18 protein-coding genes are annotated in these 13106 nt (G+C 44.0%); 11 read left to right on the top strand and 7 right to left on the bottom strand.

The window, feature by feature from the left end:
- Window positions 1-145: 145 nt before the first annotated feature.
- The 5 genes from JJ941_RS03240 to JJ941_RS03220 all read left to right on the top strand — a co-directional run bounded on the left by JJ941_RS03240 (window position 146) and on the right by JJ941_RS03220 (window position 4760).
- Window positions 146-739, top strand: a complete 594-nt coding sequence (locus JJ941_RS03240; RefSeq protein ID WP_290962250.1) for a CDP-alcohol phosphatidyltransferase family protein — start codon at window positions 146-148, stop codon at window positions 737-739.
- Window positions 736-1221 carry a phosphatidylglycerophosphatase A gene (locus tag JJ941_RS03235; RefSeq protein WP_290962249.1) on the top strand — a complete coding sequence of 162 codons (486 nt, stop codon included), beginning with the start codon at window positions 736-738 and terminating at the stop codon, window positions 1219-1221. The genes JJ941_RS03240 and JJ941_RS03235 overlap by 4 nt, the downstream gene beginning before the upstream one ends.
- Before the next feature lie 46 nt (window positions 1222-1267).
- Window positions 1268-1924 carry an orotate phosphoribosyltransferase gene (pyrE, locus tag JJ941_RS03230; RefSeq protein WP_255131880.1) on the top strand — a complete coding sequence of 219 codons (657 nt, stop codon included), beginning with the start codon at window positions 1268-1270 and terminating at the stop codon, window positions 1922-1924.
- Window positions 1925-1958: 34 nt separating this feature from the next.
- On the top strand, window positions 1959-3317 hold the full coding sequence (gene miaB / locus JJ941_RS03225) for a tRNA (N6-isopentenyl adenosine(37)-C2)-methylthiotransferase MiaB (RefSeq protein WP_255131882.1): 1359 nt from the start codon (window positions 1959-1961) through the stop codon (window positions 3315-3317).
- A 72-nt stretch (window positions 3318-3389) separates the two neighbouring features.
- The gene (locus JJ941_RS03220; RefSeq protein WP_290962248.1) at window positions 3390-4760 is read left to right on the top strand and encodes a hypothetical protein; all 1371 of its coding nucleotides are present in this window, start codon (window positions 3390-3392) and stop codon (window positions 4758-4760) included.
- 19 nt (window positions 4761-4779) lie between these two features.
- On the opposite strand, the gene JJ941_RS03215 is transcribed toward JJ941_RS03220, so the two are convergent.
- The 4 genes from JJ941_RS03215 to JJ941_RS03200 all read right to left on the bottom strand — a co-directional run bounded on the left by JJ941_RS03215 (window position 4780) and on the right by JJ941_RS03200 (window position 7880).
- Complete coding sequence (locus JJ941_RS03215; RefSeq protein ID WP_290962247.1) at window positions 4780-5235, bottom strand: plastocyanin/azurin family copper-binding protein; 456 nt, start codon at window positions 5233-5235, stop codon at window positions 4780-4782.
- Window positions 5232-5840 carry an SCO family protein gene (locus JJ941_RS03210; RefSeq protein ID WP_290962246.1) on the bottom strand — a complete coding sequence of 203 codons (609 nt, stop codon included), beginning with the start codon at window positions 5838-5840 and terminating at the stop codon, window positions 5232-5234. Before JJ941_RS03210 ends, JJ941_RS03215 begins: the two co-directional genes overlap by 4 nt.
- The gene (locus JJ941_RS03205) at window positions 5837-6565 is read right to left on the bottom strand and encodes a formylglycine-generating enzyme family protein (protein WP_290962245.1); all 729 of its coding nucleotides are present in this window, start codon (window positions 6563-6565) and stop codon (window positions 5837-5839) included. Before JJ941_RS03205 ends, JJ941_RS03210 begins: the two co-directional genes overlap by 4 nt.
- 187 nt (window positions 6566-6752) lie before the next feature.
- Window positions 6753-7880, bottom strand: a complete 1128-nt coding sequence (locus JJ941_RS03200; protein ID WP_290962244.1) for a multicopper oxidase domain-containing protein — start codon at window positions 7878-7880, stop codon at window positions 6753-6755.
- A 195-nt stretch (window positions 7881-8075) separates the two neighbouring features.
- On the opposite strand from JJ941_RS03200, the gene JJ941_RS03195 reads away from it, so the two are divergent.
- From JJ941_RS03195 to JJ941_RS03170, 6 genes are all read left to right on the top strand, one after another.
- Window positions 8076-8261: a DUF3565 domain-containing protein gene (locus JJ941_RS03195; protein WP_290962243.1), complete on the top strand. Its 186-nt coding sequence runs from the start codon at window positions 8076-8078 to the stop codon at window positions 8259-8261.
- 48 nt (window positions 8262-8309) lie between these two features.
- Window positions 8310-8789 (top strand): hypothetical protein, encoded by a 480-nt coding sequence (locus JJ941_RS03190; protein WP_290962242.1) that lies wholly within the window; start codon window positions 8310-8312, stop codon window positions 8787-8789.
- A gap of 136 nt (window positions 8790-8925) precedes the next feature.
- The gene (locus JJ941_RS03185; protein WP_290962241.1) at window positions 8926-9177 is read left to right on the top strand and encodes a hypothetical protein; all 252 of its coding nucleotides are present in this window, start codon (window positions 8926-8928) and stop codon (window positions 9175-9177) included.
- A gap of 6 nt (window positions 9178-9183) precedes the next feature.
- Window positions 9184-9510 carry a thioredoxin gene (gene trxA / locus JJ941_RS03180; RefSeq protein ID WP_290962240.1) on the top strand — a complete coding sequence of 109 codons (327 nt, stop codon included), beginning with the start codon at window positions 9184-9186 and terminating at the stop codon, window positions 9508-9510.
- Window positions 9507-9956 (top strand): OsmC family protein, encoded by a 450-nt coding sequence (locus tag JJ941_RS03175; RefSeq protein WP_290962239.1) that lies wholly within the window; start codon window positions 9507-9509, stop codon window positions 9954-9956. Before trxA ends, JJ941_RS03175 begins: the two co-directional genes overlap by 4 nt.
- Before the next feature lie 27 nt (window positions 9957-9983).
- Window positions 9984-10370, top strand: a complete 387-nt coding sequence (locus JJ941_RS03170) for a DUF302 domain-containing protein (RefSeq protein WP_290962238.1) — start codon at window positions 9984-9986, stop codon at window positions 10368-10370.
- Here the strand turns inward: JJ941_RS03170 and JJ941_RS03165 are convergent.
- The 3 genes from JJ941_RS03165 to JJ941_RS03155 are packed head-to-tail and all read right to left on the bottom strand — an operon-like array spanning window position 10367 to window position 13058.
- Window positions 10367-10783: a cbb3-type cytochrome c oxidase subunit I gene (locus JJ941_RS03165; RefSeq protein ID WP_290962237.1), complete on the bottom strand. Its 417-nt coding sequence runs from the start codon at window positions 10781-10783 to the stop codon at window positions 10367-10369. The two genes, JJ941_RS03170 and JJ941_RS03165, sit on opposite strands and share 4 nt — an antisense overlap.
- A gap of 1 nt (window position 10784) precedes the next feature.
- Window positions 10785-11222, bottom strand: coding sequence for a hypothetical protein (locus JJ941_RS03160; RefSeq protein WP_290962236.1), 438 nt, complete (start codon window positions 11220-11222; stop codon window positions 10785-10787).
- A gap of 15 nt (window positions 11223-11237) precedes the next feature.
- Complete coding sequence (locus tag JJ941_RS03155; protein WP_290962235.1) at window positions 11238-13058, bottom strand: hypothetical protein; 1821 nt, start codon at window positions 13056-13058, stop codon at window positions 11238-11240.
- Between the last annotated feature and the right edge of the window lie 48 nt (window positions 13059-13106).

Here is a 13106-nt window from a genome sequence, read left to right as displayed (position 1 = left end):
GGTTTTAGGTGTTAGGTTTTTGTACATACTTTATTCACTAAAACCTAACACCTTGTATCTAACACCTATTACCAAAAAATCTATCATGTTATGGTCTGAATTACTTAGTAAGTTTGGCGGTCACAAGAAGGCTGAATAGTTATCGATGAAGAACATCCCCAACATACTGAGTACCATACGGATGGTGCTGGCTCCCATATTCCTGTTCATGTATATACAAGACGAACTTATCTGGCGCTCGCTCAGCATCGCAGTTTTTGCTACAGCGGCTGTTACCGATTACTTTGACGGTAAGATAGCCCGATACTATCAACTGGAAAGTGATTTCGGGGTTTTCATTGATCCCCTTGCCGATAAATTCCTGACCTTCGCCGGCTTCTTTTGTCTTCCTTTTCTGGATGTATCCCAATTTCCATGGTGGGCCGTTATCCTGATAGTGATTCGGGATGTGTTCATTACTGCGCTCAGGCTGTACGCAAATCGTAAAAAAATCCCCCTGAAAACACGGTTTACAGCAAAGGCTAAAACCATGGTCCAAATGCTGTTTCTCTATACAGTTTTGCTGCTCGGGGTATTTAAACAAGCCGATATAGAATTTGCTGATGCTGCTGCACAATTCTTTAACTCGGGTGTGCTGTACTACGTCATGATGTTTGTAACGGCACTTACCGTGTACTCCGGTGCTGAGTACATTTGGGGCAACAGCCAACTTTTCAAAACTCAAAACCAGTCCTCGTGAACGGCCTGAAATTATTTGTAGGAAGCGGATGCTACTCCGGTCTTTTTCCAAAAGCACCCGGAACCGCCGGAAGTTTGATAATGCTGCTCCCTCTCTATTTCATTCTTCAGTTTAACGCCACGTGGCTGATTTTACTTATTACATTTGCATGCTCCCTGACATGCTTTTGGGTATTCGGATATTTTGAGGAAGCATTCGGCAAAGACCCGGGCCAGTTGGTAATGGATGAATGGGCCGGTCAATCGCTCACGTTTTTTACCGTTTGCCTGGCCGGTAGCACCGAACACCATGTTATCATTTTATTAACGGGATTTGTGCTCTTTCGCTTTTTTGACGTATTAAAGCCATTAGGGATAAAAAAAGTGCAAAATCTGCCGGGTGGATGGGGAATTTTTGCGGATGATTTATTGGCAGGATTGTATGCGCTTCTGTGCTTAAAAACCCTTATTTTTGTCTGGCCAAATATCTTTGGGATGGTATAATAATTCACTCATCGCAGCGGTACCAATAACAGAATTTAAAAGACTTATGATACTCAATAACTCATTTGCTCGTGAGCTGGCTGCTCATTTGCTTGATATTAATGCTGTAGTTCTCAGACCGAACGACCCATTTACGTGGACTTCAGGCTGGAACTCGCCTATCTACTGCGATAACAGGCTCACTTTGCGGTTTCCTGAAATACGGAATAAAATTGAAAATGAATTCACCGCTATCATCCAGGAAAAGTACCCGGATGTAGATGTGGTGACAGGCACAGCTACGGCCGGAATCCCCCATGCAGCATGGGTAGCTGCAAACCTGAACAAACCTATGGCCTATGTGCGTGCAAAAGCGAAGGCTCATGGAATGGGTAATCAGATTGAAGGTGGTGTCAAGAAAGGAGAATCTACCGTTGTTATCGAAGACCTGATTTCTACCGGCGGATCAGCCATTTCTGTGGTTGAGGCCCTGAAATTTGTGGGGGCAAAAGTTGACGCTGTGTTATCCATCTTTACCTACGATTTTGATAAAGCTTCTAAACGATTTTCAGATACAGAAGTACCGGTTTATACCCTTACCGACTATAAAACACTGGTGAACGTAGCTATTGAAAAAGGGGTAATCGACGGCGATGACCTTGACTTACTTTCCAGCTGGAGAGATCACCCGGAAGTGTGGCCTGATAGTCCTTCGGATGAATAATTTGTATATTTCGAATTCATAAAAATATAGTGCAGTGAAAGAAAAGAAATTCTATATCGAGACCTACGGTTGTCAGATGAACTTTGCGGATTCTGAGATCGTGAATTCCATCCTGCTTGAAGAAGGCATGAGGCCGGTTCATGAAGCAGAAAGCGCGGATGTTGTTCTTGTAAACACCTGCTCCATTCGTGAAAACGCGGAAACCAAAGTTTGGAATCGTCTCAAAGAGCTTCGATCCATAAAAAAAGAAAACGGAGACCTTACCGTTGGCGTGCTGGGCTGTATGGCTGAGCGCATCAAAGACCGGATTATTGAACAGGAACACCTTGTAGATATTGTAGTCGGCCCTGATGCATACCGTGATATCCCTCGTTTACTGCAGGAAGTTGAAGACGGACGAAAAGCCGTGAATGTGCTTCTCTCATTGGAGGAAACCTATGCCGACATTGCCCCCGTCAGAACCACCGGCAACGGTGTAAATGCGTTTGTATCCATTATGCGCGGGTGTGATAATATGTGTTCGTTCTGTGTAGTTCCTTTTACACGGGGACGTGAACGCAGCCGACCGATGGAATCTATCCTCAGAGAAATTAAACAGCTGAGCGATGAAGGATATAAAGAAGTTACGCTGCTGGGACAAAATGTTAATTCATACCTGGATGGGGAGAACACCTTCACACGTCTGATGGATGAGGCCAGTAAAGTAGATCCTGAAATGCGTTTTCGTTTTTCCTCTCCTCACCCCAAAGACTTCCCTAACGACCTTCTGCACCTGATTGCTGAACGTCCTAATCTGTGTAATTACATCCATATTCCGGCCCAGGCCGGCAGCGACACCATGCTGGAGCGTATGCGTCGCCCCTACACGAGAGAAGAGTATTTGGAGCTTATTCAAAATATGAAGTCCATAATTCCGGGCGTTTCTCTTTCTACGGATATCATTGCAGGGTTTTGCGATGAAACAGAAGAAGAACATGAGCAAACCCTTACCTTGATGGCTGAGGTGGAATATGATCTGGCCTATATGTTTGCCTATTCGGAACGGGAACGTACACTGGCTCACCGGAAATACGAAGACAACGTACCGGAGAAGGTTAAGAAGCGCCGGTTGACTGAAATCATCAACCAACAGATGGATATTCAGGAAAGAAGAAATCAGGATGAAATCGGGCGTCGTCACGTAGTTCTGGTAGAAGGAACCAGTAAGCGTTCTGAAGAGCAGATGAGCGGACGTACCGATACTAACAAAATGTGTGTTTTTGACCGCAAAGATTTTGAGAAGGGCGATTATGTAGAAGTGGAAGTAACCGATGCCACTTCAGCCACCTTGATTGCACGCCCTATCAAGAAAACGACGCTGACTGAATATTACGGAGCTGAAGTTGTAGCCTGAGTGAAAGCCAAGGCCACATATCTTTTCGCCTTAAGCTTTTTCTGCCTGTTTCTGGGAACTACGGCCAAAAGTATGGCTCAGCAGCCTTCTTTGGGTATTGTCTGGGATCATCCCACCGATACTTCAGAAGCTAAAAATCAGTTGGATACTTTTGCCCAGCATGGCATTGATTACCTCCAGCTTGATCACCCGGTAAGTCCTGATCTGCTGGCTTTACTGAGAGAGGCCCCTTTTACCATTCTCATACAACTGGATAAGACCTATCTTACGCTCAGTGAGATTCGCTCTCGTCAAAGTAATCTCCTGCAGCAATTCGGAGAGGCTACCGATCTCTATCGTTCCTATTTGAATTTTGCTGCCATTGGTTTGTTGAGCAATAGCCAGACCTCTCACCCGGAGTTTGACGATATGTTTTCTCCCATTCTGGATTCCTTGTCGGCCCGATCAAATAAAGACTTTTACTTCTACGCCTCTGATAAATGGTCTTATTTCGACACTCCCGATAAACCATTTGCTGTCCTTTTTGCGGACTCGGTTTTCCAAAGAACCGATATCGCCGCTTTTGATGAGCAATTCGGGTGGGAAGTCGATCAAAATTCGAGTCTTATTTTCTTTCTGCGCGCTGAATGGTTCGATGAAGCCATTTCTGCATATCCCGAATTCTCTGAAAGTCTCATGCAGTATGAGCAAAGTCAGGAATGGAAAATACCATTACCTGCAGCCGATGAATCACGTAGTTCACAAAGCTGGATGGTACTCTCGTTGGTTGTTCTGTGGCTTGGCTTAGCCGTGTTATTCAAACTACTACCCTACTTGCGGCCTATGCTGCTGCGCTACTTTCTTGCACACCGGTTTTTTGTGGATGACATACTGCACTACCGCGAACGCGCATTAACCGGAGGGATAGCCTTGTTGGCAATGCATGCACTATTTTCCGGAATGATGTTTTATATTTTGGCACAAACTTCGATCAGTTTAACCGGGCTTAATGCCTTTTTCCATCACCTGCCAACCCTGGCAATTTTTGGAACCAATTATGCCTCTTTCTTCGGAATCGGAGTTATTATAACCCTGCTTATACAGACCGTGGCCTTGCTATGGCTTTATCTTCCGGCAAAGAACCTGGAACATTTCAGTCAGACAGTGAACCTGTATTCAGGCACCTTCTTTCTCGATTTTCTGATTGTGACCATTTTGGTTACGCTGTACGTTACCGGTTTTGGACCCACTGCCATTCTGATCTTTGGCGCTTTGTTCGTACTGATTTGGTACGGGGCTTTTAATATCTCCGCTTTTGATATCTCACGTAGCTCCGGGCCGGGAACAGCTATTTACCTGTTTCTAACAGTAGGGCTGCACACCCTGTTCTCAATCGGCTTACTGGTTCTTTTCTTTACAAACGATTCCATTTTGCAGGTTTTTGAGCTTGCTCTCTCCCTTTGATTCCCTCACAATTTAAGTACTATAAAGATTGGAAAGTTCGGGCCGCTTCTTCGGGAATCAGAGAATTATCATACTGGCCTGCTTCTGCATTATCTCCTGCTACAATACGCCCTACATGTCCCAGCCGTTCGTGCGGTAGGCAAAAGTAATCATAGATGCCTTCTTCGGTAATCTCCAAAAACCAGACATCCCCTTCACTCAGCATTCCCGAATCAAATGAAGAGATTGACTCAGGTATTCTTGATGGCCGGCGGTTGTCCGGATGATAAGCCGTGACGGTATGCATCCCTTCCAGAACTTTAAACCTGATTACATCACCCTTACTTACCTGTATAAGTGCCGGTACAAATCGGGCATCGGCACCGGTTCCCCGTACTTCTACAGTGAGCGTGTCAGCAGAGAGCGACTGAAAAGCCTGTACCGGTTCCGTACCGACCAAGAGCAAAAGAAAGGCTATGGAGTACATCGTTTTCATTGCATGGTATGGTGCTTCAGCATGTTCTCAACTTTTCGGGCAGCTGATGTCATGGGTTGATTTAGTCCTTCTACACGAACCGCCACTTTTCCTTCCGTATCCAATACACTGACCAGGTTAGAGTGTGCAAATTCACCATCGCTTTTCTTTGCATACTGAACGCCCAGCATCATAGCCAGACTTCGGATATCAGCTTCTTTTGCCGTTACGAAATGCCAACCTTCAATATTCAATTGCTCGTATTCGGCATATTTTTTCAGTACTTCGGGTGAATCATTTTCCCGGTCGAATGAAACGGCCAGCACATTCACAGAACTTCTTAAAGATTCATCTATCGAATTGTACAAACGCCACGTATCTCTGATCAGGATTGGGCAAACCTGAGTACAATTCCCGTAAAACATCACTACAATCACCGGTTCCCCCTTAAACTGACTTAACGTTACCGATTCATTTCGGTGGGTGATCCACTCAGCTTTTAGGTGATACAGTGAATGATCAGATACCTTCTCTGCCTTCAGCATTGACGAATCGCCGTGATGATGTTGAGCTGCTGCGGACATTGAACTCAATAGAAAAGCGGATAAAATGAATAATGTTCTCATAGTTCTGAATTTTTAGCTGATTCCTGATCTTCGATATTGTAAGCACATCTGAAGCCCACCATACCCGTTGTTGTTTTTGGATTAAAGCTCATCCGTGTGATATACCGAATGGAAGCGGCATAACTATATGTATTTCCAAGTTGCTGAAGCCTGCCAACTGTGCCACAGTCCAGCGAAAGTTCATCGGCTATAATGGGCTTATAGTCTTCCACCCATTCCATAATTAAACCAAATTGATCCTGAACCCCATGCCGGTTTTGTATTCCTGTTGAACCAACAGCTTTGGTGTTTTTGGCATCCACACTTGAATACCAACCAATTAATTCGGTACTGAACCGGTTCATTTCTTGCATGGAATCAAAATCCATTAGCTGGGCCGAATATTCCCACTCATTCAGGCTAGGTAATCTTCCTCCTTTATCGGAGCAATAGGCATTAGCCGCAAACCATGAAACGTGTGTAACCGGACGATTTTCTCCAATTGCTTCAAGACCGGGAGTGCTTGCCTCCTCCCAATGGTTCAGGTAATTCTGAGCTGCAAAAATGGACGGTATTTCGTCTTTTTGCCAGCTATCATTTTCCTGAAGAAATTGGAGAAAATCTTCGTTGGTAACTGCTGTTTTATCTATATAAAAAGAGTCCACTGAAATGGGCTCACCTTTAACTTCGGGCAGGATAGAATGAAAAGATCCCGCCGGAATCAATACCCGCTCTTGTTGTGCCATCACCGGATTCAACAAACTAACCAATAAACCAACTATACCGGTCAGGGCCCAACTTTTTAAGCCGTATATGTTCCTTTGGGATCTCATCGTATCTATTTTTTGAAAAATTGTAAGGGCGAATTCAATTCGCCCTTACAGTATCTACTATTCAAATTTTTAAATCAGTGAGCTTTTCAGCTTCACCGGTTTACTTTTCCTGTCTTGGGCCTGCTTTCAGTGTACCGGTTGCGCCTAATTCTGCATCGGCAAACTCGTGGTCAATCAGGATGTACTTGCCTTCTTCAGGTACAATCATGTCTAAAGTTGCTGAGCCGGAAGCTCCTACAAGTACAGTCTGCATTCCGCGCATTTCATTGAATGGGTGACCTTCAAGCCATACCCGGTCAAAGATGCCGCCAATTACGTGGAAGCTGGAGGTTCCGCTTGGTCCGTTATTGGAGAAGTGGAAACGTACTCGTTCGCCGGCATTGGCTTTCAGTGGCTGGTCGTGCATAATGGTTTGGTGGCCGTTAAATACAACGTGGGAAGGCTGACGATTTGAAGCGCCTTCAAAGTCGTACTGATACAATTCGCCGGAACCTTTTTCCAGGTAGTACTCGGATTGAACCACTACATATTCACGGTCAACTTCATAATCGGTTGGGTAACCGTCTTTAGGCGAAACTACAACTACACCATGTTGCCCCATTGCGGTGTGCATAAGAACACTTGGAGTTCCGCAGTGATAGATGTAAGAACCTGCGTAGTTTGCAATCCAGTCAAATTTAATGGATTCACCCGGCCCTATGGTTCTCCACTTGTCATCTTTAGCTACGGTTCCGGCGTGGAAATCCATAGAGTGTGGCATAGGCATAATGGCCGACTTATTTTTTTGATAAGTATTTTCAGCCACTTGTTGCATGAATGGTGAACCGCCTTTTGAAGGTTCTGTAATTGTCACTTCTTCATCAGACCGGTTTTTCATGGTGAATGTAATCCGGTCTCCTTCCTTAACATGAAGTACGGGGCCCGGAACCGTTCCGCCAAATGTCCACGCACGGTATCGAACACCTTCGGCCACTTCGATTTCCTGAACCAGTATATCTATTCGTACCTCGTGATGCTTATTGCCCTCGTAGTCTAAGGGTTTAAGATTAGGCAGCAGGGTAACGTATTCTCCTACAACGGGAGGTCCGTCATAATCTTCAGTGAATACTTCCGCTTCCGGCATACCGAATGTCATACCATCCAGGGTATATTCGGCTGTTTGAGCAAACGCCAAACTTGTAAATAATAAGCCAAACAACATGGAAAGAGTTAATTTTGAGAGTCTCATAGTTGTGTAATTTTGAGTTAAAGTTTTAAGAGTATTTTGTCTTTTATTTGTTTTGAATGTTCTTTAGCAGATGATAAGCGAGTATTGTGAATTTAAGATGAAGATGTCTTTAATATATTCTATAAACTCTATGTAGATCCCTAAATCAGTATTTCCCATGTTCAATCACGAAATAACAACCCGAAGACCTGAAGTATGAAACAACCCATCACAGGATTTCACAAAGATGAGCAAGGCGACTGGGTTGCGGAATTGAAATGCGGGCATACCCAGCATGTGCGGCACAACCCACCCTGGCAACTCCGCCCATGGGTGGTTTCCAAAGAAGGACGGAAATCAAGATTGGGGAGCCTGTTAAATTGTAAGAAGTGTGAAAAGTAAAACTTTAGTATAATCCCCCGTTGGCTTTATTCAATTAATCAGAATGTCATGTCTTCTTCAGTCTTTTTTCGCACCGTTATTTCCGGTTTTATTGCCACCTTTGTTATGGCCATGGTAGCCTTTCTTTTGGGGGGGATGGGCTTTCCCGCTTTAGACATCGGGTACATATTAACCGAAAGCTTCAATCACTCCCTCCCCGGCGACCCTTACCATATAGTTTTCGGAAACCTGGCTTACAACATCGGCGGAATTCTGCTGGCGCTGATTTGGGTAGCCTTTCTACAGCATAGGATTCCGGGAAGGTGGATTACCCAAGGGTTGATTTATGGCCTGATTATTTCCGTTGTAGCAGGGGTCATCATTTCACCCTTTGTGTCGCTGGCGGCGGGTGAAAACTTCGGGATCTTTTATACCAACACCTGGTTTCCCGGCCTCATGATTCTGGCCGGCTTGTTTATGCATCTTGCCTATGGTCTCACCCTTACCCTTTGCCTAAAGACAGCAAAAATTGACCGTACCGACAAGTAATTCTTCTTAATGAAAACAATTATTTGAAGTCGCTCATAATGTCTGATTTAAATTTCAGATGACTTGTTATAACAACTGCTCCCTCCTCCCGAAATCAGGTTAACATAGTCTTCACATTAAAAGACTATCTATAATTATGAACAGTAAAATTTCTTTATTCACGAACTGGCATACCATGCGGTGGGTGGCTTTGGGTATTGCTGTGTTCTTTACCACCCTGGCCATTATTGACAGGGAAATTATAACCGGGATGTTAGCCGCTTTCTTTCTCTTTCAAGCTGTTACCAATAAGGGCTGTATGGTTTCACCATCTTGTGGAGTCCCTGTAGATGAACACCAAACATCCTTTAAAGAATATGAAGAACCGGATTTTACCGAGATTAAATAAATAATTATGGAAAGCAACGACACGAAAAAGAAATCATTCTCCGAACTCATAAAAGGTGAAACACCCGTTTTGGTTGATTTTTATGCCGATTGGTGTGCTCCCTGTAAAATGATGCCCCCTATTTTAAAACAACTGAAATCTGAAATGGGAGATCGGTTAAACATTATCAAAATTGATACTGAACGGAATCCTGACGTAGCTATTCGATATCAGGTTAGAGGCATCCCAAATCTTATTCTTTTCCGAAAAGGAGAAGTGCTTTGGCAACAAGCGGGCGTTGTACAAATGCCGCAGCTAAAGCAAATTATTGAACAAAAACTGGAGCAATCATGATGGCTGACAAGCACCTGTATGATGTGGATCTTAAATGGGAACACGACCGCATTGGAACGTTGAGTTCTGATAAACTCGATGACCAAATTGAAGTGGCCACTCCACCCGATTTCCCCGGAGGGATTGAAGGGATCTGGTCACCGGAGCATCTTTTCGTCGCCTCTATAAGCAGTTGTTTTATGACTACTTTTGCTGCGATCGCAGAATATTCTAAACTCGACTATGAATCTCTGGATGTACCATCAACCGGTGTGCTTGCAAAGGTAGAGGGCAAATATGCAATCAAAGAGGTTTATTTGAAGCCCAGGCTTGTAATTACCGATGAAAAAGCCAAAGACAAAGCTTACCGGATTCTGGAAAAAGCCGAAGAAGCGTGTCTTATTTCCAGGTCTTTAAAAACCGAAATCATACTGGAACCAAAGGTGACAATAGCCGTGTTGAATTAATAAATCCGAACACAAATCTTAGATACAATGTCTTATCATTTCAGCAAGAAAATCGATCTCTCTTTTGACGATGCAATTGAGAAAACCACAGCCGTTTTAAAAGAAGAAGGCTTTGGTGTGCTCACTGAAATCGACATTAAGGAAACACTCAAAAAGAAACTGGACGTAGATTTTCGGAAATACCGAATCTTAGGAGCCTGCAATCCGCCCAATGCACATAAAGCGCTACAAGCTGAAGGTCATATCGGATTAATGCTTCCATGCAATGTAATTGTTCAGGAGCATGATTCCGGTGAAGTAGAAGTATCTGCCGTTGACCCTATTGCCTCCATGCAGGCTATTGAAAACGCAGAATTAGGTGATGTTGCTAAGGATGTACAGAATATGCTGAAGCGTGTTATTGACAAGCTTTAATGCCTATTTTTGTTAAAGCTTACAATTCTTTTCCAATGCAGGCTTATAAATAGTACTACGGCTGAGAACTCAAGCCCTCGTGCAACAAGGTGTATATAATCACCCGCCTCGGTTAATTCAGCAAAAACCATTAACCAAATTCCGAGGTTAAAGAGTAAGACCATGAGGTAAGCAGGAAGGCGATTACCTCTCGCTTCACCCTTAAGATATCGGGGCAAAATCCAGTAAGCCACGCCCAGGGTAAACTGGATGATCCAGCCGAATATCATCAGCTCGATGTGAACCGGCAGAAGCCCCCAAATTTCAGGGTCAATATTCAACGCTTTATTGATTAAGATCAGCGCACCAAGCAATACTCCAACTAACAGGCAAATGAGTGAACTCTTAATCAGCAAGCGAGATGGGAGTGTCATATCAGCGTGAGCTTTTATTCTTTTTACGCCGCTGCGCTTTTGAAAGTACCCGGGGCCAGATTTCAATTACGTAACAAAGTACAGCCACAAATTGAAGAATAGCTGAAATAACGAGCAGAATCTTCCAATGATATCCTTCTGAAAGAACTATCATTGGTTCAGAGGCGAACCGCAGGATCAATCCCAGGTTCAGAAATCCATAGGCAAGCCACGCCCATTTTTGATTTTGAAAGCTCTCTTCTTTGATTCTGCCCGGAAACATCCACAACGAAACGCCCATAATAATTTGGGTTATCCACCCTACCATTAACATGTGCCAGAACATGGGAACCAGGTTAGGAATCCCAAGAGCATCAACCTGAAGAAGTATCCCAACCAGCAACGCTCCTAAAAAATAAACCAGCCCGGTTTTTAGAAACAGACGAGTTATTAGTGGCATAGGGGAATGTTCTTTTTAAGCAAGAACTAACGCAGAAGACTGAAAAGACTCATAGAGTTCAGCTAACCGCTTACTCTGTTCTTCCACTGTCCTGCTAATCGATTCAAGATTCTCATACTCATAAGCCTGCCCCTTTGAAATCTCAAGGCAGTATGCCATTCCATCTTCCAGGTTTTTCTTAAAGCGAGTCATTTTTTTAAAATCATCAGCGGGACTTTCACTCTGGTTGATCAACTCCTCAAAATAATCCACATACATCACCAATTCTTTAGCAAACATGTGCGGGCGTTTTACCGGCACCAACGAGTCAATTTTGCCATAGATATGAGCAACCATCTCCTGAAGGCTGTATTGCCGATTAAACCATGCAATGTTCGGGCCGGGACAAATCGCTTGCGGGGCTCGGTTAGGCTTCAAAATTCCCAATGTAATTAAAGCTCCATTTCCCAGGTGATCACAAAGACAAGCTTTATCCAGCACTTTCTCCCGTTGCTTTGCTTTTAAACCATCAGATACTTCACTCTGATTAATCTGGTCAATCTTCAGCAATTGGTATTGCGTTGAGGCTGTACAAATCGGGTTCTCCGTAAATTCCGTATTGGACTCCAAAAAACCTTTTGGGCACTGCGAGCCGGGTTTGCCTTTTTCTATTCGCTTTTGATGCCATTTTGCCGAACCCGTATTTTTCACATTGTTGAAAGGAACACCCAGAGGTGAAACTCCCGACAGATACAGGTCCTCTTCTTTGGACTCTTGCAGAAGTTGCATAGTTGGCTCGTCAACCGTTGTAGCTTCAGGAACCATCAGAAACGGACTCCCCCATCCGGTGGCATCCATTTCAAAATCTTCCAGTAAACGCCTTGCTTCACCGCTGGTACCAATTCCACCCTGTACGGTAATTCTGGGGTGATTACCGGCCCATTCACCGCTAAACTCGCGGCCAAGTTCCTCTTCATAAAACTTTTCAATCAACGGCTGAATGGAAGAACTCAACATCTCTTTCTTCTCACGGAATTCTTTGAGTAAGGACGGCAATAAATACCCATCGGAGGCGAATGCGTGTCCCCCACAGTTTAAGCCAGACTCAATACGATATTCAAATATTTCCAACCCCTTTTTTGCCAGGTATTTTCCCTGTATCAATGCGGACCGAAAATCACTCACCTTCAGAATAATTTTCTTTTTGATCTGACCTTTTACATCCCGATAGAAATCTTCGAACTCTGCCAGGTAATTATATAAACGGGGATTGAAGCCGGCTGAGAGAATAAGACTGGAAGAAAGTTGGCTGTTTGCATATCCCCGTAGTGCAGCACTGCCATCGCTGTATTCTGCTGTCATGGGCTGTCCGCTATTCGGAAAACTGAAACCATCTACTTTTGACATTATGTTAACGTCGATAGAGCCGTGCTGCATTTTGTTGTTTAGGTTTGAAGCCAGTTCTTCCCGATTCTGCCCCGGACTCGTCTTTAATAAATCCTGATACTTTTTCTTGATACCGGAAGCGTTAGGAAGCATTTCAAAGTACTTCGACTTCTCATTGTTCTCGAAAAAAGGCTGACTTTTGATCGCTTCAAATTTCTGATTCACGATTTCCTGTACCAGATCGAGATAAGCGGTTATCCGTCGAGCCCGTCCATCTTCTGCATTCCTTGGAATATTCTCATAGGGAAGCTCAAAAAGAGTAGCATAATGCTTTCTGATGCGCTCAATCAGAAGATCATCAACAATTGAAATTACCGAGTTGATTCCATATGGAGCTACTCTAATCGGTGAGTCGATTGAATGCCCCGTTCCCATTACAGGAATAGAGAAAGAGTGAAGAGAATTTTGCATAGCAATTTATTAGTTGTTTGTTAGCGGAGCGCAAAACGACCCAACTTA

Source organism: Gracilimonas sp. (assembly GCF_017641085.1).
GTDB lineage: Bacteria > Bacteroidota > Rhodothermia > Balneolales > Balneolaceae > Gracilimonas.
The sequence above is the reverse complement of the archived record's forward strand: the minus strand, read 5'-3'. Positions and strand labels throughout refer to the sequence as shown.